Annotated in this window: 19 protein-coding genes and 1 pseudogene; 8 read left to right on the forward strand and 12 right to left on the reverse strand. The window is 72.9% G+C overall.

Annotated elements, in window-relative coordinates; translation table 11 throughout:
* The first annotated feature begins 111 nt into the window (after positions 1-111).
* On the forward strand, positions 112-975 hold the full coding sequence (locus PUR53_RS02830) for a phosphotransferase enzyme family protein (RefSeq protein WP_329907254.1): 864 nt from the start codon (positions 112-114) through the stop codon (positions 973-975).
* Between the two features lie 37 nt (positions 976-1012).
* On the opposite strand, the gene PUR53_RS02835 is transcribed toward PUR53_RS02830, so the two are convergent.
* The 3 genes from PUR53_RS02835 to PUR53_RS02845 form a co-directional block, all read right to left on the reverse strand.
* Positions 1013-1498: a GNAT family N-acetyltransferase gene (locus tag PUR53_RS02835; protein WP_329907255.1), complete on the reverse strand. Its 486-nt coding sequence runs from the start codon at positions 1496-1498 to the stop codon at positions 1013-1015.
* The gene (locus PUR53_RS02840; protein ID WP_329907256.1) at positions 1495-2217 is read right to left on the reverse strand and encodes a 3'-5' exonuclease; all 723 of its coding nucleotides are present in this window, start codon (positions 2215-2217) and stop codon (positions 1495-1497) included. Before PUR53_RS02840 ends, PUR53_RS02835 begins: the two co-directional genes overlap by 4 nt.
* A gap of 103 nt (positions 2218-2320) precedes the next feature.
* Positions 2321-3568, reverse strand: a complete 1248-nt coding sequence (locus tag PUR53_RS02845; protein ID WP_329895004.1) for an SAV2148 family HEPN domain-containing protein — start codon at positions 3566-3568, stop codon at positions 2321-2323.
* A gap of 327 nt (positions 3569-3895) precedes the next feature.
* Between PUR53_RS02845 and glgX the strand changes: the two genes are divergently transcribed.
* From glgX to PUR53_RS02860, 3 genes are all read left to right on the forward strand, one after another.
* Positions 3896-6025 (forward strand): glycogen debranching protein GlgX, encoded by a 2130-nt coding sequence (glgX, locus tag PUR53_RS02850; RefSeq protein ID WP_329895005.1) that lies wholly within the window; start codon positions 3896-3898, stop codon positions 6023-6025.
* 177 nt (positions 6026-6202) lie between these two features.
* A complete protein-coding gene (gene treY, locus PUR53_RS02855) occupies positions 6203-8527 on the forward strand; it encodes a malto-oligosyltrehalose synthase (RefSeq protein ID WP_329907257.1) in 2325 nt (774 codons plus the stop codon).
* Between the two features lie 171 nt (positions 8528-8698).
* Positions 8699-9958, forward strand: coding sequence for a M14 family zinc carboxypeptidase (locus PUR53_RS02860; protein ID WP_329895007.1), 1260 nt, complete (start codon positions 8699-8701; stop codon positions 9956-9958).
* Between the two features lie 106 nt (positions 9959-10064).
* Here the strand turns inward: PUR53_RS02860 and PUR53_RS02865 are convergent, their stop codons facing one another.
* The 3 genes from PUR53_RS02865 to PUR53_RS02875 form a co-directional block, all read right to left on the reverse strand.
* Positions 10065-10472, reverse strand: coding sequence for an SSI family serine proteinase inhibitor (locus PUR53_RS02865; protein ID WP_329895008.1), 408 nt, complete (start codon positions 10470-10472; stop codon positions 10065-10067).
* Positions 10469-11875: a M14 family zinc carboxypeptidase gene (locus PUR53_RS02870; RefSeq protein WP_329895009.1), complete on the reverse strand. Its 1407-nt coding sequence runs from the start codon at positions 11873-11875 to the stop codon at positions 10469-10471. The genes PUR53_RS02865 and PUR53_RS02870 overlap by 4 nt, the downstream gene beginning before the upstream one ends.
* 193 nt (positions 11876-12068) lie before the next feature.
* Complete coding sequence (locus tag PUR53_RS02875) at positions 12069-12620, reverse strand: DUF1707 and FHA domain-containing protein (protein WP_329895010.1); 552 nt, start codon at positions 12618-12620, stop codon at positions 12069-12071.
* A 214-nt stretch (positions 12621-12834) separates the two neighbouring features.
* Here PUR53_RS02875 and treZ point away from each other — a divergent pair, with 214 nt between their 5' ends.
* Positions 12835-14580, forward strand: a complete 1746-nt coding sequence (treZ, locus tag PUR53_RS02880) for a malto-oligosyltrehalose trehalohydrolase (protein ID WP_329895011.1) — start codon at positions 12835-12837, stop codon at positions 14578-14580.
* Between the two features lie 160 nt (positions 14581-14740).
* On the opposite strand, the gene PUR53_RS02885 is transcribed toward treZ, so the two are convergent.
* The 3 genes from PUR53_RS02885 to PUR53_RS02895 all read right to left on the reverse strand — a co-directional run bounded on the left by PUR53_RS02885 (position 14741) and on the right by PUR53_RS02895 (position 17715).
* Positions 14741-15700 carry an aminoglycoside phosphotransferase family protein gene (locus tag PUR53_RS02885; RefSeq protein ID WP_329895012.1) on the reverse strand — a complete coding sequence of 320 codons (960 nt, stop codon included), beginning with the start codon at positions 15698-15700 and terminating at the stop codon, positions 14741-14743.
* 94 nt (positions 15701-15794) lie between these two features.
* Complete coding sequence (locus PUR53_RS02890) at positions 15795-16868, reverse strand: aminopeptidase P family protein (protein ID WP_329895018.1); 1074 nt, start codon at positions 16866-16868, stop codon at positions 15795-15797.
* A 226-nt stretch (positions 16869-17094) separates the two neighbouring features.
* Positions 17095-17715 carry a LysE family translocator gene (locus tag PUR53_RS02895; RefSeq protein WP_329895013.1) on the reverse strand — a complete coding sequence of 207 codons (621 nt, stop codon included), beginning with the start codon at positions 17713-17715 and terminating at the stop codon, positions 17095-17097.
* A 114-nt stretch (positions 17716-17829) separates the two neighbouring features.
* Between PUR53_RS02895 and PUR53_RS02900 the strand changes: the two genes are divergently transcribed.
* Positions 17830-18585, forward strand: coding sequence for a phosphodiesterase (locus tag PUR53_RS02900; RefSeq protein WP_329907258.1), 756 nt, complete (start codon positions 17830-17832; stop codon positions 18583-18585).
* 19 nt (positions 18586-18604) lie between these two features.
* On the opposite strand, the gene PUR53_RS02905 is transcribed toward PUR53_RS02900, so the two are convergent.
* Positions 18605-19255: a hypothetical protein gene (locus PUR53_RS02905; RefSeq protein WP_329895015.1), complete on the reverse strand. Its 651-nt coding sequence runs from the start codon at positions 19253-19255 to the stop codon at positions 18605-18607.
* Between the two features lie 90 nt (positions 19256-19345).
* On the reverse strand, positions 19346-20218 hold the full coding sequence (locus tag PUR53_RS02910; RefSeq protein WP_329895019.1) for a LysR family transcriptional regulator: 873 nt from the start codon (positions 20216-20218) through the stop codon (positions 19346-19348).
* 98 nt (positions 20219-20316) lie between these two features.
* Between PUR53_RS02910 and PUR53_RS02915 the strand changes: the two genes are divergently transcribed.
* The gene (locus PUR53_RS02915) at positions 20317-21099 is read left to right on the forward strand and encodes a CTP synthase C-terminal region-related (seleno)protein (RefSeq protein ID WP_329907259.1); all 783 of its coding nucleotides are present in this window, start codon (positions 20317-20319) and stop codon (positions 21097-21099) included.
* 16 nt (positions 21100-21115) lie between these two features.
* Here PUR53_RS02915 and cyc2 read toward each other — a convergent pair whose 3' ends face one another.
* On the reverse strand, positions 21116-23323 hold the full coding sequence (gene cyc2 / locus PUR53_RS02920; protein WP_329907260.1) for a germacradienol/geosmin synthase Cyc2: 2208 nt from the start codon (positions 23321-23323) through the stop codon (positions 21116-21118).
* A gap of 434 nt (positions 23324-23757) precedes the next feature.
* Between cyc2 and PUR53_RS02925 the strand changes: the two are divergent.
* A pseudogene (locus PUR53_RS02925) lies at positions 23758-23971 on the forward strand (transposase); the annotation flags it as partial.

Raw genomic sequence — 23971 nt, forward strand, 5'->3', positions numbered from 1 at the left:
TCAAGGCACCGCGCACACGGCTCTACCTGTGCGAATGCGAGACTGACCCCTGGATGGCGTGAACCTGACGCCACGAGCGCGGCGTCGGCCGTACGGACAGGGAGACGACGGATGGACGAGGCACGGGCCCGGGACGTACTGGTCGCGGCCGAGGTGCTGCCCGCCGCGGCCGGTGCGGCGCGGCTGCTCGCGCTGGGCGAGAACGCGGTGTTCGCCGCCGGTGACCTGGTGGTCAAGGTGGGCCGCGACGCCGAACTCCTCGACCGGGCCCGCCGCGAACTGGCCGTCGCCGCCTGGCTCGCCGAGGCGGGCGTCCCCGCGGTGCGGCCCGCCGAGGCGGAGGCACTGCTCGTCGAGGGGCACCCGGTGACGGTGTGGCACCGCCTGCCCGATCCCGTACGCCCCGCCGGACCGCGCGATTTGGCCGAACTCCTACGGCTGGTCCATGCCCTGCCCGCCCCTCCCTTCGCCCTGCCCCGCCGTGAACTGCTCGGCGGCGTGGAGCGCTGGCTGCGCCTCGCCGGTGACGCGATCGACCCGGCGGACGCGGCGTACCTCCGTGAGCGCCGCGACGGGTTCGCGGCGGCCGCGGCCGCCCTCGTCCCGCGCCTGCCCCGGGGGCCGATCCACGGCGACGCGCTCCCCCGCAACGTCCACATTGGCCCGGACGGCCCGGTCCTCGTCGACCTGGAGACCTTCTCCGGCGACCTGCGCGAGCACGATCTCGTCGTCATGGCCCTCTCCCACGACCGCTACGGCCTGCCGACGCCTGACTACGACGCCTTCACGGCCGCGTACGGCTGGGACGTACGGGAGTGGGACGGCTGCTCCGTGCTGCGGGGCGCCCGTGAGACGGCCAGCTGCGCCTGGGTCGCCCAGCACGCGCCGAGCAGCCCCGAGGCACGGGCGGAGTTCGAACGCCGTGTCGCCTCGCTGCGCGACGGGGACGAGACGGTCCGCTGGTATCCGTTCTGATCCGAGCGGTATCCGTTCTGATCCGAGCGGTGCCTCCTCAGGCGGCCCGGAGTATGAGCACCGCTTCGTCGATCTCGGCGTCCCGGGCCCGGGCGAAGCCCCGGTCGTGGCCGGTGACGACGAAGCCGCACTTCTGCAGGACCCGGATCGAGCCGGTGTTGTCCGCCGCCGCGTAGGCGTGCAGGGGACGGGTCGGCACCAGGTCGAGCAGGGCGGTGAGGGCGGCCGTGGCGATGCCTCGGCCCCAGTGGGCGCGGTCGATCCAGTAGGTGACCTCGCGTTCGTCCGGTGGGCCGAAGACCGCGATCGAGCCGACGACCTCGCCGCCAGCGACCACCGTGCGGTTCAGCACCTCGGGGTCGGCGCGGAGCTTCGCCCAGTGGCTGTCGAAGAGCGCCCGGTCGTTCTGGTACTCCCCGGTGAAGGCGGCGATCCGCTGTGCCTCGGGGTCGGACCAGTGCCTCCAGAGCAACGGCAGGTCGCTGTCGCGTACTTCGCGCAGGGAGATCTCTGTCGCGGTCATACCGTTTCGTCCTCCAGTTCCCGTAGCGGCCAGGTCGCGTCCACGGCCGCTTCGGGGTTGCCCTTGCGGCGCAGGAAGGCCTGGAAGTCGGCGGCCCACTCCGCGTACCACTCGATCTGGCGGCGGTGCAGCTCGGCCGGGCCGAGGGCCGCGACCTTCGGGTGGCGCTGGGCTATCGCACGGGCGAGCCGGGCTGCGGCCAGGGCGTCGGCGGAGGCGTTGTGCGCGGCGTCCAGCGGGACGCCGTACTCCCCGCAGACCGCTTCGAGGTTGCGCTTGCCCCGGCGGTAGCGGTCGACGGAACGGTCGATCGTGTACGGGTCGACGACCGGTGCCGGGTCGAGGCCGCCGAGCCGGTCGCGCAGGGACGGCAGGGCGTGCCGGCGCAGCTCGGCGGAGAGCAGGGTCAGATCGAAGGCCGCGTTGTACGCCACGACCGGGACGCCCGTCTTCCAGTAGGAGACGAGGACGTCGGCGATGGCGTCGGCGACCTGGTCGGCGGGTCTGCCCTCGGCCGTCGCACGGGCGTTGGTGATGCCGTGCACCGCCACCGCCTCCTCCGGGATCTCCATGCCCGGGTCGGCGAGCCACTCCCGGTGTCCGACCGGCTCCCCGTCCTTGACCTCGATCACCGCGCCCGTGACGATGCGCGCCTCGCGCGGGTCCGTCCCGGTGGTCTCCAGGTCGAAGCCGATCAGCAGCTGCCGGTGCCAACCCATGCTGGCCCCCCTTCTTGGTGGTGCTTTCCCCCAGTGACCACCACCATCGCACGGGCCACTGACAATCCGAGGGCCGCATTCCGCTTGGCTCCTCGGCAGGCGCTCACGACACCGGTCGGGAGTCCGCCCATGCCACTTCGAACTCCTCGCGGTATGTGTCGAAAAGGCCGACTTCGCCGTTCTCGTCCGCCTTGAGGACCCGGTTGCCGCCGCGCAGGACGAGCACCGGCGCCTCCATGCCCCGGGTGCGCCGCAGATAGGTCTGGACGACGGCGACTCCGTCCGAGCCGTCGCCGTCGACGAGGTACGCGGTGAAGCGCGGGGTCTCGTCGAAGACCTGGATCTCGAAGGCGCCGGGGTCGCGCAGCTTGGAGCGGACCCGGCGCATATGGAGGATGTTCATCTCCACGGCTCGGCTCAACTCGCCGCGTTTTATGCCCAGTTCGCGCTCGCGCCGCTTCACGGCGCTGGAGGCGGGGTTGAGGAAGAGCAGCCGCACCCGGCAGCCGGACTCGGCGAGCCGTACCAGCCGCCGCCCGGAGAAGTTCTGCACGAGGAGGTTCAGGCCTATGCCGATGGCGTCGAGGCGGCGGGCACCGCCGAAGAGGTCCTCGGCGGGGAACTGCCGCAGCAGCCGCACCCGGTCGGGGTGGACGCCGACGACGTCCGCGTACCGGTCGCCGACGAGGTCCTCGACCGCGTCGACGGGCAGCCGGCGTGCGGAGGGCACGTCGCTGCCTGCGCCCAGGATCTCCAGCAGCTTCGCGGAGGCGCGCTCGGCCTGGGCGAGGACGGCCTCGGAGAGGGCCCGGTTGCGGGAGACGACGTTCCGGGTGACCTCCAGCTCGTCCAGGGCCAGTTCCACGTCGCGCCGCTCGTCGACGTACGGCTCGAAGCAGGGCCAGTGCTGCACCATCAGCTCGCGCAGCTGCGGGAGGGTGAGGAAGCTGAGCACGTTGTCGTCGGCCGGGTCGAGCAGATAGCCCTTGCGGCGGCTGACCTCGCGGACCGCGACGGCCCGCTGCACCCACTCCTGCCCGGCGGGCCCGGCGGCGGCGACCACCCAGTCGTCGCCGTGGACGGGCTCGTAGATGGGCCGCAGCACGGCGGCCACCACGGCGCGCAGCCGCTGCTCGACGAGGTTCAGCCAGATGTAGGCGCGACCGGCCCGCTGGGCGCGCGTACGCACTTCGAGCCAGGCGTCGGCGTTCCAGTCCAGCTCCGGGCCGATGGAGCCCCGCTCCACCGGCCGCGCCAGGGACACCGCGCCGGGTGGGACATCCGTGGGGTCCCCCTCGTGACCCGTGTCGCCCGCGTCACCAGGAGGCAACTCCAGCCCTCCCGAGCCCACCCACGCACCGCCTTCCGCTCCCCCGAGCTCACCCCTACGCAACGATCAAGGAAGGGTACTCCGGTAGCGGGTGACGATACAGCCGGATGGACAGGTCGTTTCTCAACTACCGCACGTGGCTTGCCCGTTCCGGGGTGTCACCGCGCGGGGAGTGAGCCGATTCATAACGATCGGGCCATCGGGACCGACACCGGTGGCCCTCGGAGCGTCACGAAGTGTCCATCGCTGGGCAGGAGGGACGTATGTCCTAGGAGGTTGCATCAGTTTGGGGGAGACTCCCCCCGGAGTCGCCCCCAGTGGCGCGCGACAACTGGAAGAGTCGTATCCATGCAGGTCTGGCCTGGACAGGCGTATCCGCTCGGCGCCACGTACGACGGCGCCGGAACCAACTTCGCGGTCTTCTCGGAGGCCGCGGACCGAGTAGAGCTGTGTCTGCTGGACGACGACGGCTCCGAGACGGCGGTGGAACTGCGCGAGACGGACGCGTTCGTGCGGCACGCGTACCTGCCCGGCGTGATGCCGGGGCAACGGTACGGCTTCCGTGTGCACGGCCCGTACGCGCCGGAGCGGGGGCTGCGCTGCAACTCCGCGAAGCTGCTGCTCGACCCGTACGCACGTGCCATCAGCGGCTCGATCACATGGGGCGAGGAGGTGTACGGCTATCACTTCGGGGCGCCGGAGGAGCGCAACGACCTCGACTCGGCACCGCACATGATGACGTCGGTCGTGGTCAACCCGTACTTCGACTGGGGCGATGACCGACGGCCCCGCACCGAGTACCACCACACGGTGATCTACGAGGCCCACGTCAAGGGCCTCACCATGCGGCACCCGGGGCTGCCCGAGGAACTGCGCGGCACCTACGCGGCGCTCGCCCACCCGGCGATCATCGAACATCTGACCGAGCTGGGCGTCACGGCGTTGGAGCTGATGCCCGTGCACCAGTTCGTGAACGACCACCGGCTGGCCGACATGGGCCTCAGCAACTACTGGGGCTACAACACCATCGGCTTCTTCGCCCCGCACAACGCGTACGCCTCCTGGGGGGACCGGGGGCAGCAGGTGCTGGAGTTCAAGTCGGCGGTCCGGGCGCTGCACGAGGCCGGGATCGAGGTCATCCTCGACGTGGTCTACAACCACACCGCCGAGGGCAACCATCTGGGCCCCACGCTCTCCTTCAAGGGCCTCGACAACCCGTCGTACTACCGGCTGACGGACGACCCGCGCTACTACATGGACACGACCGGCACGGGCAACTCCCTGCTCATGCGGTCCCCGCACGTGCTGCAGCTGATCATGGACTCGCTGCGGTACTGGGTCACGGAGATGCATGTCGACGGGTTCCGCTTCGACCTGGCCGCGACCCTGGCCCGGCAGTTCCACGAGGTGGACCGGCTGTCGTCGTTCTTCGACCTCGTCCAGCAGGACCCGGTGGTCTCCCAGGTGAAGCTGATCGCCGAGCCCTGGGACGTCGGCGAGGGCGGCTACCAGGTGGGGAACTTCCCGCCGCTGTGGACCGAGTGGAACGGCATGTACCGGGACACGGTGCGGGACCTGTGGCGGGGCGAGCCGCGCACGCTCGCGGAGTTCGCGTCCCGGCTGACCGGCTCCTCCGACCTCTACCAGGACGACGGACGGCGCCCGCTGGCCTCCATCAACTTCGTGACCTGCCACGACGGGTTCACGATGCGGGACCTCGTCTCCTACAACGAGAAGCACAACGCGGCCAACGGCGAGGACAACCGGGACGGCGAGAGCCACAACCGGTCCTGGAACTGCGGGGCCGAGGGCGAGACGGACGACCCCGAGGTGACGGCGCTGCGGGTCCGGCAGATGCGGAACCTCATCGCGACGCTGATGCTGTCGCAGGGCGTGCCGATGCTCAGCCACGGCGACGAGTTCGCGCGGACCCAGGGCGGCAACAACAACGCGTACTGCCAGGACAACGAGGTCTCCTGGGTGCCGTGGCCGTCCGGCGAGGACGGGGACGAGGACGCGCCGTTCGGGGATCTGCTGGAGTTCACGCGGGCGATGGTGTGGCTGCGGAGGGACCATCCGGTCTTTCGGCGGCGCCGCTTCTTCCACGGTCGGCCGGTGGAGGGGACGCACGACGAGCTGTCGGACATCGCCTGGTTCACGCCCGACGGGCGGGAGATGACGCAGCGGGACTGGGACTCCTCGCAGGCGGGGGCGCTGAGCGTCTTCCTGAACGGGAACGCGATCTCCGAGCCGGGGGCGCGGGGGGAACGGATCAGCGACGACTCGTTCCTGCTGATGGTGAACGCGTCGGCGCAGTCGCTGGAGTTCGTGGTGCCGGTCAACCACGGGCCGCAGTGGCAGATGGTGGTGGACACGGGGCGGGAGGACGCGGTGCCGGTGGACGGGCCGAAGGTGGCGGCCGGGGAACGGGTGGAGTTGGTGGACCGGAGTCTGGTCGTGTTCAGGCGGCCGACTTAGCGTGCGGAGTTCGCCGTAGGGGCGGCTGTTCGTTGCGGGGTGCGGGTTGTCTGTGGCTGGTCGCGCCCACGCGGCGGAGCCGCACATCGATACGGCCCCGCGCCCCTTGCGGGGCGCTGTCCTTGCCCCTGCGTGTCAAGTCGCACGAAAACCTGCTCAGCGGGTACGTAGGACTTCATGACCTCTGTCGTGCCTGCCGCCACCTATCGGGTTCAGCTTCAGCCCGATTTTCCGTTCGCCGCCGCTGCGGCCGCCGTGCCGTACATCGCCTCGCTCGGTGTCTCCCATCTGCACCTGTCCCCCGTCCTCGAGGCCGTGCCGGGGTCGGCGCACGGGTACGACGTGGTCGATCACGGGCGGGTGCGGGAGGAGCTGGGGGGCGAGGCGGGGCTGCGGGAGCTGGCGCGGACCGCGCGTGCCCATGGACTCGGGCTCGTCCTGGACATCGTGCCCAACCACATGGCCATGGCGCCCCGGCACAACCGGGCGCTGTGGGAGGTGTTGCGGGAGGGCCCGGGGTCGGCGTACGCGCGGTGGTTCGACATCGACTGGGAGGCGCAGGGCGGCCGGATGCTGCTGCCGGTGCTCGGCGGGCCGCTGGGCGCGGAGATCGAGCAGTTCGTGGTGGACGGGCGGGAGCTGCGGTACTACGACCATGCCTTCCCCCTGCGGGAGGGCACCGAGAAGCTGCCGTTGCCGCAGCTGCTGGACGCGCAGTGGTACCGGCCGGTGTGGTGGCGGCTGGCCCGTACGGAGTTGAACTACCGGCGGTTCTTCAGCATCTCGGAGCTGATCGGGGTGCGGGTCGAGGAGCCGGAGGTGTTCGACGCGACCCATGCGAAGGTCCTCCAACTGCTGCACGAGGGAGTCGTCGACGGGCTGCGGGTCGACCACCCCGACGGGCTCGCCGACCCCGACGCCTATCTGCGCCGGCTGCACGGGGCGACCGGCGGGCGGTGGACCGTCGTCGAGAAGATCCTGGCCGACGGCGAGGCACTGCCCGGGGCGTGGCCGGTCGCGGGGACCACCGGCTACGACGCGCTGCGGCACGTCGACGGGCTGTTCACCGATCCGGCGGGAGCGGGTGAACTGCTGGGGCATTACCAACGGTTCACGGCGGCGCAGTCCGACCGGGGCGGGGAGTGGGACGCGACCGTGCGGCGGGCCGCGTACCGGGTGCTCACGCACGAGCTGGTCGCGGAGGTGGAACGGCTCACCCGGGTGGCGCACCGCTTGTGCGAGCGCTCCCCCGATCTCTCCCTGCGCGACCAGGCGCCGTGGGCGCTGCGCACCGCGCTGTGCGAGCTGCTCGCGCGGATGGAGGTGTACCGGCCGTACACCTCCGAGGACGCCTCCCGCGTCGTCACCGAGGAGGCCGCGGCCGAGGCGCGCGCGCTGTTCGTGGTGCCCGAGGAGGCCCGGTCGGTGGACGCCGTGCGGAATCTGGTGCTGGGCCGGAGCGACGAGCCGGACCATGTGGAGTTCCGGGCGCGGTTCGCGCAGACCTCGTCGGCGCTGCGGGCGAAGTCGGTGGAGGACACGTCGTTCTACCGCTACGTGCCGTTGCTGTCGGCGAACGAGGTGGGCGGCGATCCGGGGAGCCCGGCCGTGTCGCCGGAGGACTTCCACGCCTACTGCGCGCGGGTCCAGCGCGACTGGCCGGCCACGGGCACCGTGCTGTCGACCCATGACACCAAGCGCAGCGCGGACGTACGGGCGGCGATCGCGGTGCTCGCGCAGTGCCCGGAGCGGTGGGCCGACCTGGTGGCGGAGGTGACACGGGACGGCGCGGACGTACCGGATCCGCAGCTGGCGTGGGCGGCCTGGCAGACGGCGTTCGGGCTCGGCCCCGCGGCCGAGGAGCGCCTTCAGGGTGCCCTGTTGAAGCATGTGCGGGAGGCCGGGCTGCACACCTCCTGGACCGAGCAGTTCCCGGCGTACGAGCGGGAGGTGGCGGACTTCGTCGCGCGGGGGCCGGCCGTGGACGCCCGGGTCGCCGCGCTGCGCGAGGAGTTGGCGCCCCATGTGCGGGCGAACGCTCTCGGCGCGGCTCTCGTGCAGCTGACGATGCCGGGGGTGCCGGACGTGTACCAGGGGACGGAGGCCGAGTACCGCGCCCTGGTGGACCCGGACAACCGCCGGGCCTTCGCTCCGCACGAGGAGGCGTCGGAGAAGTTCCGGCTCACCGGGGCGGCGCTGCGGCTGCGTGCGCGGCGGCCGGAGGTCTTCGGGGAGGCGGCGACGTACGCGCCGCTGACGGCGGAGGGGGCGGGCGCCGGGCACTGTGTGGCCTTCACCCGCTCGGGGGAGGTGGTCACGGCGGTGACCCGGCTGTCGCTGCGGCTGGCCGAGGCCGGGGGCTGGGGCGACACCCGGCTCGCGCTGCCCGAGGGGCGGTGGGCCGACGCGCTGGGCGGGGAGCGGGAGTTCACGGGCGAGGTGCGGCTGGCCGACCTCTTCGGGACCCTGCCGGTCGCACTGCTGGAGCGGGTCGACACCTGACGGTGCCTTGCGCACCCGGGGGGGGCGGGGAGTGACGGTTCCCGTAGCGGGTGACGGTGAATGCGACCGGGCGCCCCTGGGAGCCGCCCCTTCGGCGCGACGACACTGGGTACGTCCCCCGCTCGGCCCGGCCGGGCGTGCGGACTCCGGTGCCAGGCGGACGGGACGGGGGTGGGTCTGCTGTCGGAGCTCGGTTATCCCACGGTGGCTGAACTGGAATCGGCCGCGAGAACCCTGACGGTTCGTCGACCAGGGTTGTGCGCGCTGCGGAGCATCGGCTTGTCACGGGCCGGCCGCCCGCTGCGGCTGCTGTCCGTGGGGCACGCGAGACGCGCCGTCCTGGTCGTCGCGGGCGCCCACGCCAATGAGCCGACCGGCGGCTCCACCGTGCTCGCCCTGGCCGAACGGGTGCTGCGGGAACGGTCGTTGCGGTCCGACGTGTCCTGGCACTTCGTGCTCTGCGCGGACCCGGACGGAGCGAGCCTGCACACCACTCCCCTGCCGCGCACGCTCCTCGACTACCACCTCGGGTTCTTCCGGCCGGCCGGCCCCGAGCAGCCGGAGTGGTCTCCGTCCGTGCTGCCGCCGGACCGGCTGCCGCCCGAGACGTACGCCCTGATGGGGGTGTTGGACGAGGTCCGGCCCTACCTCCAGGTGACCCTGCACGGCACCGATCTGGGCGGCAGCTGGGTGCAGTTGACGAAGGACGTACCGGGGCTCGCCGAGCCGTTCGCCAAGTCGGCGGCGGAGTTGGGCATACCGGTGGAGCGCGGCGCGTCCGACGCCGCCGGCTGGCCCGTGTCCGGGCCCGGGGTGTTCGTGATGCCACGGCCCGGCGGCCTCGCGGCGTACCCGAGCATGCCGGACGACGCGCGGCACAGCACCTGGTACCACGCCCACCGGTACGGCGGTCTGACGGCGGTCGTGGAGGTGCCGATGTGGGCGAGCGACCTGGTGGACGACACCGCCCCGCATCCGGCCCCGGCCGCGGCGCTACGGCACCTGGCCCGGCGGCTCGTGACGGACGCGGGCCGGGTGGAACGGGTCCTCGCCGAGGCGCTGCCCCGGCTGCCGGGCCCCGAGGGACCGCTGCTGCGGGCCGCCCGGTGGGCGCTGGCGCTGGTGCCGGGGCTCGCCCGGGACTGGCGGGACGGGCCGCCGCCGGATCTGTCGACGGCGTACGTGGGCAGTGTGGACGCGTTCGGGCGGCGGCTTCCGCTGCGGGCGGCGGCGATGCTGCTGCGGGTGCTGAGGGAGGCCGACGACCCGGGGGCGCCCCTCCTGGAGGGGCTCGTCGCCGAGTGGTGCGATTCCTTCACCGACCGGTTCCGTGCGCGGTGGGTGCCGGTGGGGGACCAGGTCGAGCATCAGGTGCGGACGGTGTTGGCGGCGGCGGCGTGTGCGCAGGGTGGAGTGGGTGCCGAGGGCTGAGGGTGCGTGATGCGCCTAGCGGGGTGCCTCTCATGCCGTCGGGCGGTTGCGGGTTCGTCGTGGCTTGTCGCGCAGTTCCCCGCGCCCCTGAAAGAGCCGGTGGTCATCAGTCCGACAAGGCGAACACCGCCCCTGTGCGGGCCGCCATCACGCATGGGTTCGCGAAGGTCTGCTCGTAGGTGACCGGTCTGCCGCTCCACTGGCCCTCCGCCGTGGCGCGTACGGGGGCGTAGATCTCGGTGCAGATGGCGTCGCGGTGGGGGATGCGGGTGATGTCGCCCTCGGTCCGCTGGAGTTCCGCGCAGGCCTGGGCGGCACGGCCGTGGCCCTGGGGCGGGTCGCAGAGGAGGAGGGTGCCGCGGGTGTCGGAGGAGCGGGCGTCGCCCCGGGTGAGGGTGACGTAGAGCCAGTCGCTCTGGACGGCCGTCGTCCGGTCGGGAGCCGAGGCGCCGAGGCTGAGGAGGGCGAGGGCGGTGAGCAGGCCGCCGCGTACCGCGTGGGTGGGGTTCGTCATTCCCGGTGCATCGGCACGGCGGGCTCGGAACTCCATCCCTGCTCACCCGAATGGGAGTCCGCACGGGTGTCCGCACGGGTGTCCGCACGGGATTCCGCACGAGGATCCGGGCAGGGCGGCTGCGGGGCGGGCGGCCCTGGCAAGTGCGGGCGCCCTGCCGCCAGTTCGAACGCGGCCAGGACGACGCGGGCCTGGTACTCCGCCTGGCGGGCGACGGGGATCCAGCGGGCCCCGTAGCCGTCGCGGTAGTCGGCGCACCACGCGTCGATCAGGCGGTCGAGCTCGGGCAGCGCGCCGGTCGGGTCGTGTCCGGCGCGGGTCACCAGCTGGTGCAGCAGTCCGGCGGTGCGCAGGGCGACCCGGCGGCCGGAGATGGCGAGGGTGGTGAGCCGGGCGGTGTCGAGCGGGGGCAGCGGCCGGGCGGCGCCGTCGTGGACGTCGGGGTCCCAGGAGTCGGCGAGGCCCGGCCCGACCAGGGCGTAGTCGTCGACCGGGGCGAGGAGCCGGGCCGCGTCCGGGGTGCCGCTCACCGAGGGGCGGACACGGGCGAGGAGGTCCTCCAGAAGCCGGGTGTCATGGCGCAGGACGCCGCTGACGGCGCGCAGCACGGCGTCGGCGTCCGGCGCCGGGGAGTCGTCCTCGACGGCGGCCACGCCCCACATCGGCGCCTCGACGACGGCGGTGACCGTGCCGTGGCGGTGCGGGTGGAACCAGGTGGACTCGACGGCCGCCTCGGTGATGGCGGCGGCCAGATCGCCCCGGCGCGGGGGTGGGATGCGGTAGACGGCGGGGCCGAGGCAGGGCCAGTACAGGGTGTCGTACGGTCGCAGCTCGCGCGGGATGCCGAGGCGGGCGGCGATGCGGGCGACACGCTCGGCGAGGCCCGGCAGGTCCCGGGTCAGTTCGACGAAGCCGCCGCCGACATCGACGCCGTGCAGGGAGCACTGGAAGAAGGGCCGCAGTTCGTCCTGGAGGTCGAGCAGGGCGCGGGTCTCCGGCAGCACGGCGCCGGCCGCGCCGTCGGGCAGCCACTCGGGCTGTTCCAGGAAGCCGGGGCGGAAGAAGTGCCGGAAGTGGTGGCCGAGGGTGTACGGGCCGCGCAGCCAGCCCTCGTTGCGGCGGGAGCCGTCGGGGTCGAGGCTCAGCAGCAGGTTCCAGGTGGTGTCGGCGGCGTCGCTCAACCGGGGATCGGCCAGGGCCCGTTCGGCGAGCCGGAGGACGGTGGCGCCGCCCACGGGCTCGTTGGCGTGCGGGCCGGCGACGATCAGGGTGTGGCGGCTGCCGTGTCCGACGGAGAGCAACCACATCGGTGTGCCCGCCCGTGAGGTGCCCACGCGGCGCAGTCGGGCGCGGTGCGGATGGCGGGCGACGAGGGCGGCGGCGCGTGCTGACAGCTCGTCCACGGTCGGGTAGCGGAGGAGGGGCGGCAGGGCACACCTCCACGAATGTGGTGCCGTCGGTTCACCTGGTGTGCATGGTGTAACCACAGTCAGTCATGGCCGAGAACATACGTCAACACCCCGGAACGGAAGGGAAGTTGACAAACTCGCAGGGTAAATCCCAGGCCAGAGCTTTGTCGTGGGGCCGGTCACAAGGTCATTGTGAGGAGAGGCGGAAGACCATGCGGCCGAAACTCACCTGATCGCCGTCGCGGACGACGGCCGCGCCGATCACCCGACGGCCGTTGACGGTGGTGCCGTTGGTGGAGCCGAGGTCGCGCAGGATCCACATGCCGCCCTGCCGGCTCAGCTCGGCGTGCACCCGGGAGACCGTCTCGTGGCTGAGCCGGAGCCCGTTCGCCGGGTCGCGGCCTATCCGCAGGGCGTGGCCGCCCGCCGGGTGCGGCAGCTGGAGCTTGGGGAGCCGCTCGACCTGCCAGGCCCGGCGCAGCTTCACGCCGAAGCCGGAGACCGCGCCGACGGTGCCGAGCACCAGCCGGGACCAGCGGTTCTCGGCGGGCAGGTCGGCGGTGAGCGCGGCGAGTTCGTCGGAGCGACGGGCGGTGAGCGCCAGCTCCATCCGCCGGATGAACGTGTCGTGCGACAGGCGGCCCAGCGCGACGCCGTCACGGAGCACCCTCAGCGCGCGGTCGCGCTCCGCGTCCGACAGCCGCGCGGGGTACGTGTGGAACTCGAAGGACGACGTCACGCTGGTGATTGTCGGTCAGCGAGGCGGGAGGTGTCCAGACAACCCGTAAACGGTGACCATCCGAGGACATGCGGGAGGACATGCGGGAGGACGCCACGACTCGCGCGGTGAAAAGCACCGATCCGAGCGCGCGCCGATCTCGTTTGCCGCACGATGGACGAGCAACCCCCTGACTACCCAGGACCACGACCGGCAGCCGAGGGAGAACCGTTCCGTGCAGTTCGAGGTGTGGGCACCGCAGGCCGACCGACTGACCCTCCACCGGGCGGGCGCCACGCACGCCATGGAGCGCGACCCGGAGCGGCCGGGCTGGTGGACGGTCGAGGCGGAGGGCGAGGACGGCACCCGGTACGGATTCGCCGTCGACGACGGCCCGGTGCGCCCCGACCCGCGCTCGCGCCGCCAGCCGGACGGCCCCGACGGGCTGAGCGCGGTCGTCGACCACGGGCGGTACACCTGGCGCGCGGAGTGGTCCGGGCGCGGGCTGCCGGGCGCGGTCCTCTACGAGCTGCACGTCGGCACGTACACCCCCGAGGGCACCCTGGACGCGGCGGCCGCTCGCCTTGGTCATCTCGTCGAACTGGGCGTCAGCCACGTCGAGTTGATGCCGCTGTGCCCCTTCCCCGGGACGCACGGCTGGGGTTACGAGGGCGTCTCGCTGTGGGCCGTGCACGAGCCGTACGGCGGTCCCGAGGCGCTGAAGCGGTTCGTGGACGCGGCGCACGGGCTGGGCCTCGGCGTGGTGCTCGACGTCGTGCACAACCATCTGGGCCCCTCCGGCAACTACCTGCCCGTCTTCGGGCCGTACTTCACCGAGCGGCACCACACGCCGTGGGGCGCGGCGGTCAACCTGGACGCGCCGGGCTCGGACGAGGTGCGGGACTACTTCCTGCAGAGCGCGCTCGCCTGGCTGCGTGACTACCGCCTGGACGGGCTGCGGCTGGACGCGGTCCACGCGCTCAGGGACACCCGTGCCCTGCACTTCCTGGAGGAGTTGTCGACGGCGGTGGACGCGCTCGCCGAGGAGGTGCGCCGGCCGCTGTTCCTGATCGCCGAGTCGGACCTCAACGACCCGCGCCTCGTCACCCCCCGCGCCCAGGGCGGACTGGGCCTGCACGCCCAGTGGAACGACGACTTCCACCACGCCCTGCACACCACGCTGACCGGAGAGTCCCAGGGCTACTACGCGGACTTCGCGAAGGCCGGTCCGGCGGGCCTGGCGAAGACCCTGACGGGCGGCTTCTTCCACGACGGCACGTACTCGTCCTTCCGGGAGCGCCGGCACGGCCGCCCCGTGGACCGTACGAGTGTCTCCGCGCACCGGCTGCTGGGCTACACCCAGACGCACGACCAGGTCGGCAACCGCGCCCAGGGCGACCGTCTCTCGGCGACCCTCTCCCCCGGTCTGCTGGCCTGCGCGGCGGCGCTCGTCCTCACCGGCCCCTTCACGCCGATGCTCTTCATGGGCGAGGAATGGGCCGCGTCCACGCCGTGGCAGTTCTTCACCGACCACACCGATCCGGAGCTCGCGGAGGCCGTACGGCGGGGTCGGCGCCGGGAGTTCGCGGAGCACGGCTGGGCCGAGGAGGACGTCCCCGACCCGCAGGACCCGGCGACCCGGGACCGCTCCTGCCTCGACTGGTCCGAACCCGAACGCGAGCCCCACGCCCGCGTCCTGTCCTGGTACCGCACCCTCATCGACCTCCGCCGCACCCACCCCGACCTCTCCGACCCCGACCTCTCCGACGTCAAGGTCGCCCACGACGAGGAGACCCGCTGGTTCGGCTTCCGCCGGGGCGACATCCTCGTGGCCCTGAACCTGGGCAAGCAGACGACGACCATCCCGGTGGGCGTCCCCCACGCCCGCGTCCTGGCCTCCTGGGACCCGGTGGAAACACCGGGCGCCGACGGGTCACTGACCCTGAGCGGCGAGTCGTGCGTGATCCTGACGGCGGAGTGAACACCCCATGGGGCCGGGGGGGCGCTTCAGGGGCCGGGGCCCTGAGGGCCGCAGGCCCTCCAGGGGCGCGGGGAACTGCGCGATCAGCCACCCACGACCCGCGGCCGCCGTCCGACGCGCACCCCCGAGCTAGCGGGCGCACCCCACACCGGCCGACCCCTCAATCCTCACCCCGCAAATCGGTCACCCGCTCCAACAGAATCGGCTCCCACGTACGCCGCAGACGATCACGCAGCACCGGCAGCGGCGGCACCGGCACCGGCACCGCCCCAACCCCCCGCCCCCGCAAACCGTCGGCCAATCGAACGACCGTGTCGCAGCGAGCCAGCCAGAGCCCCCGCAGACAGGGCCGCGCCCCATACCCGGCCAACGTCGCGGCCCGCACCGCCGCCGGTGAACCGACGGCCGCGGCAAGCCCGGCGATGTCCTCGGCGGGGTCACCGACGGCCGCGTCGCTCCACCCCAGCACCCCCCGCACCCGACCGTCGGCGCTGACGACGAGATGGTCGCCGGTCAGCCCGTGGTGGACCAGAACCGCGGCCGGCGCCGCCAGCTGCGCCGCCGTCGTCGGCGTCAGCTGCCCGAGCCGCGCCGCGTCGAACTCGTCGGCCTCGGCGAGCTCGCTCGCCGCCCGCGCCGCCGCCGCACGCAGCCCCTCCAGCGGGCGCGGAGCCAGCCGGGGCACCCCGAGCGATTCGGCCTGCCGCTGCGGCACCTCGCGCAGCCCCGTGAGGAGCGCCGCCAGATCGGCCTCGCCCACGGCGGACACCTCGTGCTCCTCGGCCGTGCCCCCGGGCAGCCGCGTGTCGAGCGTGTAGGTGAGCCCGCCGGCCCACTCCCCGTGCGCGACGCTCACCGGGACGGCGACGCCGATGTGCGGACGGACCAGGTCCCGTAGCCGCAGTTCGCGTCGTTGCCGCCCGACGGCGTGCCGATCGGTCGCGAGGCGCAGCACATGGCGGGTGCCGACCCACCAGGTGCCGTGGGTGTCGTCCCCGGCGACGGGCCGCACTTCGGGGCCGTCGCCGCCCTTGCCGCCGGGTCTGCCCTCCCCGTTCTTCAGCAGGGAACGGACCAGCCTGCGGACACTGTCCGCAGTGGGTGTCGGTGCCTGGGTCATGGTCGCGCCGTCGTCCGGGTTCGGGAGATCTGGGGAGCGGGAGAGCAGGAGCGGAAGAGCGTGAGCGGGAGCGGGAGAGCCGGAGGGCGCTGGGTCAGTCGACTATCGCCATCTCCCTCGGGGTGTTGTTGAGGCGCCGGCCGCCGTCCTCCGTGACCGTCACGATGTCCTCGATGCGGACTCCGAAACGGCCCGGCAGATAGACGCCGGGCTCGACCGAGAAGCACATGCCGGGCACCAGGGGCCGCTCCTCCCCCTCGATCATGTACGGCGGCTCGTGGGTGGTGACGCCGATGCCGTGCCCGGTGCGGTGGATGAAGCGGTCGCCGTACCCGGCCTCGGTGATGACCGCGCGGGCGGCCCGGTCGACGTCCTGGCAGGCCGCGCCGGGCCGCACGGCGCGGAACCCGGCCTCCTGGGCGGCCCGCACCAGGTCGTGCACCTCGCGCTCCTCGGCGGCGGGTTCGCCGACGTGGACCGTGCGCGAGGTGTCGGAGCCGTAGCCGTCCTTGAGTCCGCCGAAGTCGAGGACGACCATGTCGCCGTGCCCGATGACGCGGTCGCCGGCCTCGTGGTGCGGGTTGGCGCCGTTGGGGCCCGAGGCGACGATGGTGAAGTCCACCTGGGAGTGCCCGAACCGCCGCAGCAGGTCGGCGAGATCGGCGGCGACGTCGGTCTCGCGGCGCCCGGCGAAGGGCACCTGCCGGATCTCCTCGTACGCCCGGTCGGCCGCCGCGCCCGCCGCCGCCATCCGCTCCAGCTCGGCCGCGTCCTTCACGGCCCGGAGCATGGGGAGTGTCTCGGTGAGCGCGGCGAACGTGGTGCCCGGCAGCCGGCGCTGCAGCCCCAGCAGGTGCAGGGCCCAGGCGTTGTCGCTGACGCCGAAGCGACCCCGGGGGCCGAGGACGGAGACGGCCGCCTCGTAGGGGTCCTTGCCGTCGGTCCAGTCACGTAGGACCAGCGCGGGCCCGCCGGGGGCCTCGGCGGCGTCGGGGGCCTCCAGGGTGGGCACCACCAGCACCGGGTCCGCGCCGTCGCGCAGCACCAGCATCGTCAGCCGCTCGGTCTCGGGCGGCCGGTGCCCCGTCAGCCACACCAGGTCCGGGCCGGGCGCGACCAGCAGCCCGTCGAGCCCGGCGTCCGCGGCGGCCCGCGCCGCGCGCCGCATCCGGGCCCGGTAGTCGTCGGTGGTGAAGGCGGTGGGCGGCGCACCGGGCGAGGGGGCCTCGGGCACGGCGTCGGGCGTGGCGGTCGCGGGGCCGTCGCTGGGCGTGCCGGTCATCCATGCCTCCGTGTGCTCGGAGTTCCCTGGGGCTACGGGCAGCATCCTGCCCCTCCGTCGCAGCGCACGCGAGCCGATTGGCGCGTGGCGTCAACTGTCGTACGGCCCGGCGTCAGCTCTCCAGCGCGAGACGGGCGCCGAGGAGCAGCAGCACACCGCCGGAGACCTGCTCCAGCCGCCGGCGCACTCCCGCGCGCGACAGCAGGGCCTTCATCCGGCCGACGAACCAGACGTAGAGGCCGTAGTAGCCGATCTCGAAGACCGCCCACAGCGCGGCGAGCCCCACCATGGTGGGCAGCTGGGGTGCGCCCTCCGGCACGAACTGCGGCAGGAACGACAGCGCGAAGATCGCCGCCTTGGGATTGGCGAGGTTGAGCAGCAGCCCGCCCCGGTACGACGCCCAGCCGCTCTTCCCGGCCGCCTCCCCCACGTCCTCCGGCCGCCCCTTCGTACGGCGTGCCTGCCACAGGGTCTGGACGCCGAAGACGACGAGGACGACCGCGCCGACGATCCGCATCACGTCGTACGCCAGCTCGGAGGCGGCCAGCAGCGCGGTCAGGCCGAACGCGGCGACGACGCCCCAGACGAAGACCCCGGTCTCGTTGCCGAGCACGGTCAGGAAGCCGGCGCGCCTGCTGCGCAGGGACTCCTTGATGATCAGCACCGTGCTGGGGCCGGGCGAGGCGGCGATCAGGGCGCAGGCGCCGAGGAAGGCGAGAAGCGTGCTCAGCATCCCGCCATCGTGCCACCACCATCCCACTAATGCTTGAGAGTTGCCTTCCCATTAGAACTAATGCTTGGATTCGAGCATTCCGTTAAGGCAACGCCCCGAGGGAGGCGTACGACGATGCTCGTACTCGCGCACATCAGTGATCTGCATCTGGACGGGAGCGACCGGGCCTCCCGGCGGGCCGAGCGGGTACGGGATCTGCTGTGGGGGCTGCCGGGTCGGGTGGACGCGCTCCTGGTGACCGGGGACATCGCGGACCACGGCACGGAGGCCGAGTACGACGAGGCGGCGCGGCTGCTCGGGCTGCGCGAGGGCGGGGCGCCCTTCCCGGTGCTGACCTGCCCGGGCAACCACGACAGCCGGGCGCCCTACCGCAAGGCGCTGCTCGGGGTGTCGCCCGCCGACGGGCCGGTCAACAGCGTGCACGTCTTCGCGGACGCCGCCGTGCTGATGTGCGACTCCAGCATCCCGGGGCAGGACGAGGGCGAGCTGGACGCGCAGACCTACGCCTGGATCGAGGAGACCCTGGACGGACTCGACGGCGACCGGCCCGTCCTGCTCGCCTTCCACCACCCGCCGGTGGCCCTGCACCATCCGCTGCCGGACGGGTACCGACTGGGCCAGCCCGCGAAGCTCGGCCGACTGCTGGCACGCCGGCCGGAGATCGCGGGGATCATCACCGGACACGCCCACACACCGGCCGCGACCACCTTCGCCGGGCGTCCGCTGGTCGTCGGCCCCGGGGTCACCTGGACGCTGCGGCTCCCCTGGGAGGGGGACGCGGTCGCGGACCGGGAGGCACCTCCCGGGCTCGCGTTCCACGTCCTGGACGACGAGGGGCGGCTGACCAGCCATTTCAGGGTGGCCGTGTAGGCGTTCGGGCAAGGGGCCCTCAGGTCACGACGCCGGGTACGGCGGCCAGGTACCGCCGGGTGCCGTTCGCGTGCCGGACGAGGAGTTTCAGGGCCACCCCGGGGCGCGCGGCGGTGACGGCCCGCGCGAGCTCGGAGGCCGAGCCGGTCCGGGTGCCGCCCAGCGCGAGGACGGTGTCGCCCCGGACCAGACCCGCCGTGTAGCCGGGGCCGGGGACGTGGACACCGACGACGAGCGCACCACCGCCTGGTGCGCCCGCGGGGGCGTCGACGGCTTCGATGCCGAGGGTGGGGCGGGTGGGTGGATCGATGACCTTGGCCGCCGAACTCCCTGCTCCCTGGCCCGACTTGGGGACGGCATGGTCACCTGCGCGGCCGTCGGCGTCCGGGCGGGCGGGTGCACCCGGCCCGCCCGACGCACCCGGCGTATCCGACGCCGCCTCCCGCAGCTCCGCGAGCCTGCTCATGCCGATCACCGTGGCGCCCATCGTGCCCAGCCCGACGCCCGACAGCACGAGGGCCGCGCAGGTGACCACGGCGAGCAGCAGGGTGATCAGTCGTTGCCGGGCGCGGCGGGGCGCGGCGTGCGGGCGCCGGGCTGTGCCGGGCGGGCGGTCGCCGCCGGGCTCCCCGCCCGGCATGGGCTTGGGCCGCAACGCTGTCTGTTCCATGGTGGCCACCTCCGGCCCGAGACCTACCCGGGGCGCCACGGCTCGACGAGCCACGAAAGAGTGAGACTGACGCCCCGTCACATCGAGCACTCAGAGCGGCCCCGGGCCGGCCAGCTCCCGCACCAGCGCCGCCGCCGCTCCGCCGGGCGTACCGCCGTGGACGATCTCCGTACGGTGCACGAGACGGGGTGCGACGAGGGGAACGGCGACCGCGCCGGGGACGTCGGCGGCGAAGCCGCGCGGCAGGACGGTCAGTCCGTGTCCGGCGGCGGCGAGGGTGGTGAGGGTGCGCAGGTCGGTGCCCTCGTAGCGCAGGGCGGTGCGGACACCGCCGGTGCCGCTCGCGGTGCGGAGCCGGTCCAGCGGGAGGCCGGCGCCGGGGGCGTCGAGCCAGCGGGCGTCGACGAGGTCGGTGAGGCGGAGGCCGGGGCGGCGTGCGAAGGGGTGGTCTGCGGGGAGCAGAACGCAGACGGGTTCCTCGCCGACGCCCCGGGTGGTCAGGGGTGCCACATCGGGGAGCCGGAGGGGGTCGCTGGGGGCGGCGAGCCCGTCGACCAGGCCGAGGTCGGCGGCGCCGGTGGCGACGGCCGCCGGGATCTCGTCGCGGGCGAGGGTCCGCAGGGTCACCCCGGCGGCGGGCAGCGCGGCGACGACACGGGGGCCGAGTGCCGTCGGCGTCACCGCGAGCGTCAGCCCGTGCTCGGGTGCGGACGCGATCCGTACGACGTCGGCGCGGGCCGCCTCCAGACGCAGCAGCAGCGGCCCGGCGTGTTCGAGGAGCCGCTCGCCCGCCGCCGTGGGGAGGACGGGGCGCCGGGTCAGCAGCGGGGCGCCGAGGTCCTGCTCCAGCGCCGCGATGTGCTGGGACACCGCGGACTGGGTGTAGCCCAGCTCGCGCGCGGCCTCGGAGAAGGAGGCGAGCCGGACGACGGTGACGTACGTACGCAGCAGATGCGGATCCATGGCGGACAGCATCACCCACCGGGCCATCAGTGATGCTTATCGGGGGTGCAGAAATCATCGTTGGACGTGAAGTCGGAGCCGCGCCCAGGATGACAGGCATGACGAACAACGCGGCGCAGTCCGCCCCTTCCCGTACGCTCCCGTCGGCCCCGTCCGCCCGGCCCGCGCGGCTGGCCGTCGTCGGCGACCGGTCGCCCGACGTCGTCTCGCACAGCCGGATCCCGCTCCTCCTCGACGCGCTCGCCGGACACGACCGGCTGGTGCTCGACGCGTACTGGATCCCCTCCGAGGACGCCGCCGACGACGCGGCGGCCGTACGGGGGTTCGACGCGGTGTGGGTGGTGCCGGGCAGCCCGTACCGCAGCGAGGCCGGGGTGCTCTCCGCGATCCGGACCGCGCGGGAGGAGGGCATCCCGTTCCTGGGCACGTGCGGTGGCTTCCAGCACGCGCTGCTGGAGTACGCCCGGCACGTGTGCGGGCTCACCCGGGTCGCGCACGCCGAGAACGAGCCGGACGCCGAGGACTTCCTGATCGAGCCGCTCGCGTGTTCCCTGGTCGGGCACGAGGCGACGGTCGTCATCGAACCCGGCTCGCTCGCGCAGTCCGTGATGAACGCCGAGCGGTCGGTGGAGCGGTACTTCTGCGCGTACGGACCGACCCGCCACCTCGACGCCCTGCGCGCCCACGGTCTGCGGTTCTCCGGGCACGACGAGGACGGGCACGTCCGGATCGCCGAACTCCCGGGCCACGCCTTCTTCCTGGCGACGCTCTTCCAGCCGGAGCTGGCCGGTGACGGCAGCCGCCCGCACCCGATCGTGCGGGCGTTCGCCCGGGCGGCGGTCGAGCACGCGACCCGGGCGGCGACGCGTCAACCGGTGTGAACCGGCCGTCCCCGGCTCAGCCGGCGTGCGCCGGGGCGAAGGACAGCACCGGTGGCCGGTCCGGGACGAAGCCATGGGCCCGGCGGGCGAGGAACTCGGGCTTGTACCGGTCGACGCTCCGGTGCCAGTTGAGGATGCCCGCCAGCCAGTTCCGCAGGTCGGTCACATAGCCGTCCATGATGGCGCGCGCCTCCCGCGACAGCGCGAAGTCGTCGTAGACGACCGGGAGTTCATGGGCGACGACGTGCTCGAACTGCCGCATTCGCTGGGTCATCAGGTCATGGACCACCCCGAGCGCGGTCGGGTAGTCGCAGCCGAAGAAGTTCTGCACGACGAGGATCGCGTTGTGGACCTCGCCCTCGTACTCGATCTCCTTCTGGTAGGAGAAGACGTCGTTGATGAGGCACCCGTAGTCGATGGCCGCGTTCTCCAGGGAGCGGACGGGACCGCTGCGGTAGACCTCGGGCGGGATCTGCGGGCCGTGGCCCATCCGGCACAGGCTGAGGGTCATGTCGGAGCCGAAGGTGGCGCGCCGCATCTCCAGATAGTCGACCGGGTCGGGAATCCGGTTCTGGATCTGGTTGAACACCTCCCACACCCAGCTCTCCGTCATCTTGTCGACGGCCGCCTTCAGGCCGCGCCGCTCGTCGGGGGTCATCGCCGCCGTCGTACGAGCCCAGAGGTCGACGAGGCCCCGTTCCATGCCGTTGACCGGGACGGGGACCGGCTCCCCGTCGACGGGCATGCAGTCGGAGAGCCGGGCCGTGGTCAGGCGTGCGGCGGCGAGGTCGCGGCGGTGTCCGAAGACGAGGGGGTAGTAGTCGTCGCCGTAGGTGCCCCAGGCCAACCACTGGGAGCTGAGGTCGAGTTGGTCGGGGGTGGCGTCCGGGTCGAGGCCGGCGGCGCAGAGCGGCAGGTCGGCGGCGGCGAGCCGCTGCTCGTCCCAGACGCCCTCGCTCAGCATGCCCATCGCGTGCATCCAGGGGATGAGGCGGTCCCGGGCGCCGTCGAGATGGGGGCACAACTCCAACGGGAACGGCATGTGGAAGTCGGGCAGCAGGGACGGCCCGACCTTCTCGTACGGCACATGCGCGTGGGCGCGCAGGCGCTCCGCCGCGGCGGTCGCGAGCAGGGCCCCCACGTCGGCGGCGGACGTACCGAACCCGGCGCGGCCGACCAGGGCGGGGCCGGAGAGGACCGCGCCGCCGAGGTCGAGGGGGCCGCGTGCGGAGTCGGCGCCCTCGTTCATGTACCGGCTCGACCGCATGTGCCACTCGTGGCCGCCGGACTGCCAGTCCTGGAGCCCCTTCGTGTAGGCCGCGACGGCGGCGACCTCGGCCGGGGTGAGGCCCTTCTCCAGGGCCAGACCGGGGACTTCGGTCAGGGCCGTGTTCTCGAACTGGTGGAGCCGGGAGGTGAGGATGTCGTTGACGGTCTCGGCGGCCTGCTGGGTGCCGCAGCCGAAGAAGGTCTCCAGGACGAGGACGCCGTTGCTGTTCTCGCCCTCGTCCTCGACCTCCCGCTGGTACGAGAACAGGTCGTTGCGCAGATGGACGGCGTCGGAGAACGTCTCCATCAGGACCCTGAGCGGCCTCGTCCCCGCGACGGAGGGCGGGACCTCGGCCGTCGCGTACTCGACGAGACCGGCCGACCAGGGCGCGCCGCCGACCTTGCGGCGCATCTCGATGTACTCGACCGGGTTGGCGATCCGGCCCTCGTTGATGTTGGACAGCTCCCACATCGACTCGTTGAGCAGGTGTTCGGTGGCCAGGGCGAAACGGCGGCGCCAGTCCATCGACATCGACGGCACGGTACGCGCCCAGAGGTCGGCGAGGCCCGCCTCCACCGGGTTCCGCGGCTCCGGTACGGGGGTCGAGAGGTCCAGCGGCATGAAGAGCGGGAGCCGGTCGAGGTGGGCCTTGCCGCCGCGGCGGTCCTGGGTGCGTTTGTAGAGTTCCAGGAAGTGATCGTCGAAGAAGAACACCCACACGTACCAGTCGGTGATGAGCGAGAGCGCCGGACCGTCGCAGTCGGGGTGGGTGTAGGCGCACAGCAGGCCGTAGTCGTGCGCGTCCAGGTCCGCCTGGTCCCACACGCCGGAGCCCTCCAGCATGCCCATCTCCCGGGCCCACACGGAGGAATGCGCGCGGGCCTCTTCGAGGTGGGGGTTCAGCCGTGCGGGATACGGCAGGTAGAAGTGCGGGAGTTCGAACGGCTGCGTCATGGGCGTGGCCCTACCCGTGGCCTTCGGCCGGCATCCGGATGGGCGCACATGATCACACCATCGCGTGAATGTGGGTGGGTTTTTCGCCCCCGCCGCCCCTACCCGTCCCATCGCTCAGGGGCTGCGCCCCTGTGGCCCCCAACTGCGGGTCGGTGGGGGTTCTCGCGCCGTTCCCCGCGCCCCTGGGGTGGGTCGTCCCTCAGAAGCCGTATCTCAACCGATCTTGGAGCGAGTGGATCGAACAGAGTCCTGGTCGGGTGATCTTCCGGCGATACGCGCATGAAGGCAGGGCCTCCCGGTAGCTCGGGGGTGCGACCCCATTCCGAGCGGTTCCCGGCGGCCCTGTTGCCGTAGGTTCTGAATAACGCAAACTTCCCGAGCACGGTTCACTTCATGTAGGCGCTGGCAGCCGCCGGGTACTCCGCGTCCGCGCCGAGCGGCAGACGCCCGAGTGGAAGACCCGCTACGCGATCCGCTCCGGAGTGGAGGGCACGGTCAACGAGTTCACCCCCGGACACGGCATGCGCCACTGCCGCTACCGAGGACAGGGAAAGGCCCACATCCAGCACGTCCTGACCGCCATCGCAGTCAACATCGAGCGCCTCAGTGGACTGATGCCGACCGAGGAAACACCCACGCCCCGCCGGC

This window comes from Streptomyces sp. SP18BB07, assembly GCF_036322545.1.
Classification (GTDB): domain Bacteria; phylum Actinomycetota; class Actinomycetes; order Streptomycetales; family Streptomycetaceae; genus Streptomyces; species Streptomyces deccanensis.

Bases quoted from the DNA above. Each gene is read 5' to 3' on its own strand.
- PUR53_RS02915 (WP_329907259.1), top strand. From the start codon at position 20,317: ATGACGAACAACGCGGCGCAGTCCGCCCCTTCCCGTACGCTCCCGTCG.
- PUR53_RS02885 (WP_329895012.1), bottom strand. From the start codon at position 15,700: ATGACCCAGGCACCGACACCCACTGCGGACAGTGTCCGCAGGCTGGTC.
- PUR53_RS02905 (WP_329895015.1), bottom strand. From the start codon at position 19,255: ATGGAACAGACAGCGTTGCGGCCCAAGCCCATGCCGGGCGGGGAGCCC.
- PUR53_RS02890 (WP_329895018.1), bottom strand. From the start codon at position 16,868: ATGCGGCGCGCGGCGCGGGCCGCCGCGGACGCCGGGCTCGACGGGCTG.
- PUR53_RS02865 (WP_329895008.1), bottom strand. From the start codon at position 10,472: ATGACGAACCCCACCCACGCGGTACGCGGCGGCCTGCTCACCGCCCTC.
- glgX (WP_329895005.1), top strand. From the start codon at position 3,896: ATGCAGGTCTGGCCTGGACAGGCGTATCCGCTCGGCGCCACGTACGAC.
- PUR53_RS02900 (WP_329907258.1), top strand. From the start codon at position 17,830: ATGCTCGTACTCGCGCACATCAGTGATCTGCATCTGGACGGGAGCGAC.
- cyc2 (WP_329907260.1), bottom strand. From the start codon at position 23,323: ATGACGCAGCCGTTCGAACTCCCGCACTTCTACCTGCCGTATCCCGCA.
- PUR53_RS02895 (WP_329895013.1), bottom strand. From the start codon at position 17,715: ATGCTGAGCACGCTTCTCGCCTTCCTCGGCGCCTGCGCCCTGATCGCC.
- treY (WP_329907257.1), top strand. From the start codon at position 6,203: ATGACCTCTGTCGTGCCTGCCGCCACCTATCGGGTTCAGCTTCAGCCC.
- PUR53_RS02840 (WP_329907256.1), bottom strand. From the start codon at position 2,217: ATGGGTTGGCACCGGCAGCTGCTGATCGGCTTCGACCTGGAGACCACC.
- PUR53_RS02830 (WP_329907254.1), top strand. From the start codon at position 112: ATGGACGAGGCACGGGCCCGGGACGTACTGGTCGCGGCCGAGGTGCTG.
- PUR53_RS02835 (WP_329907255.1), bottom strand. From the start codon at position 1,498: ATGACCGCGACAGAGATCTCCCTGCGCGAAGTACGCGACAGCGACCTG.
- PUR53_RS02910 (WP_329895019.1), bottom strand. From the start codon at position 20,218: ATGGATCCGCATCTGCTGCGTACGTACGTCACCGTCGTCCGGCTCGCC.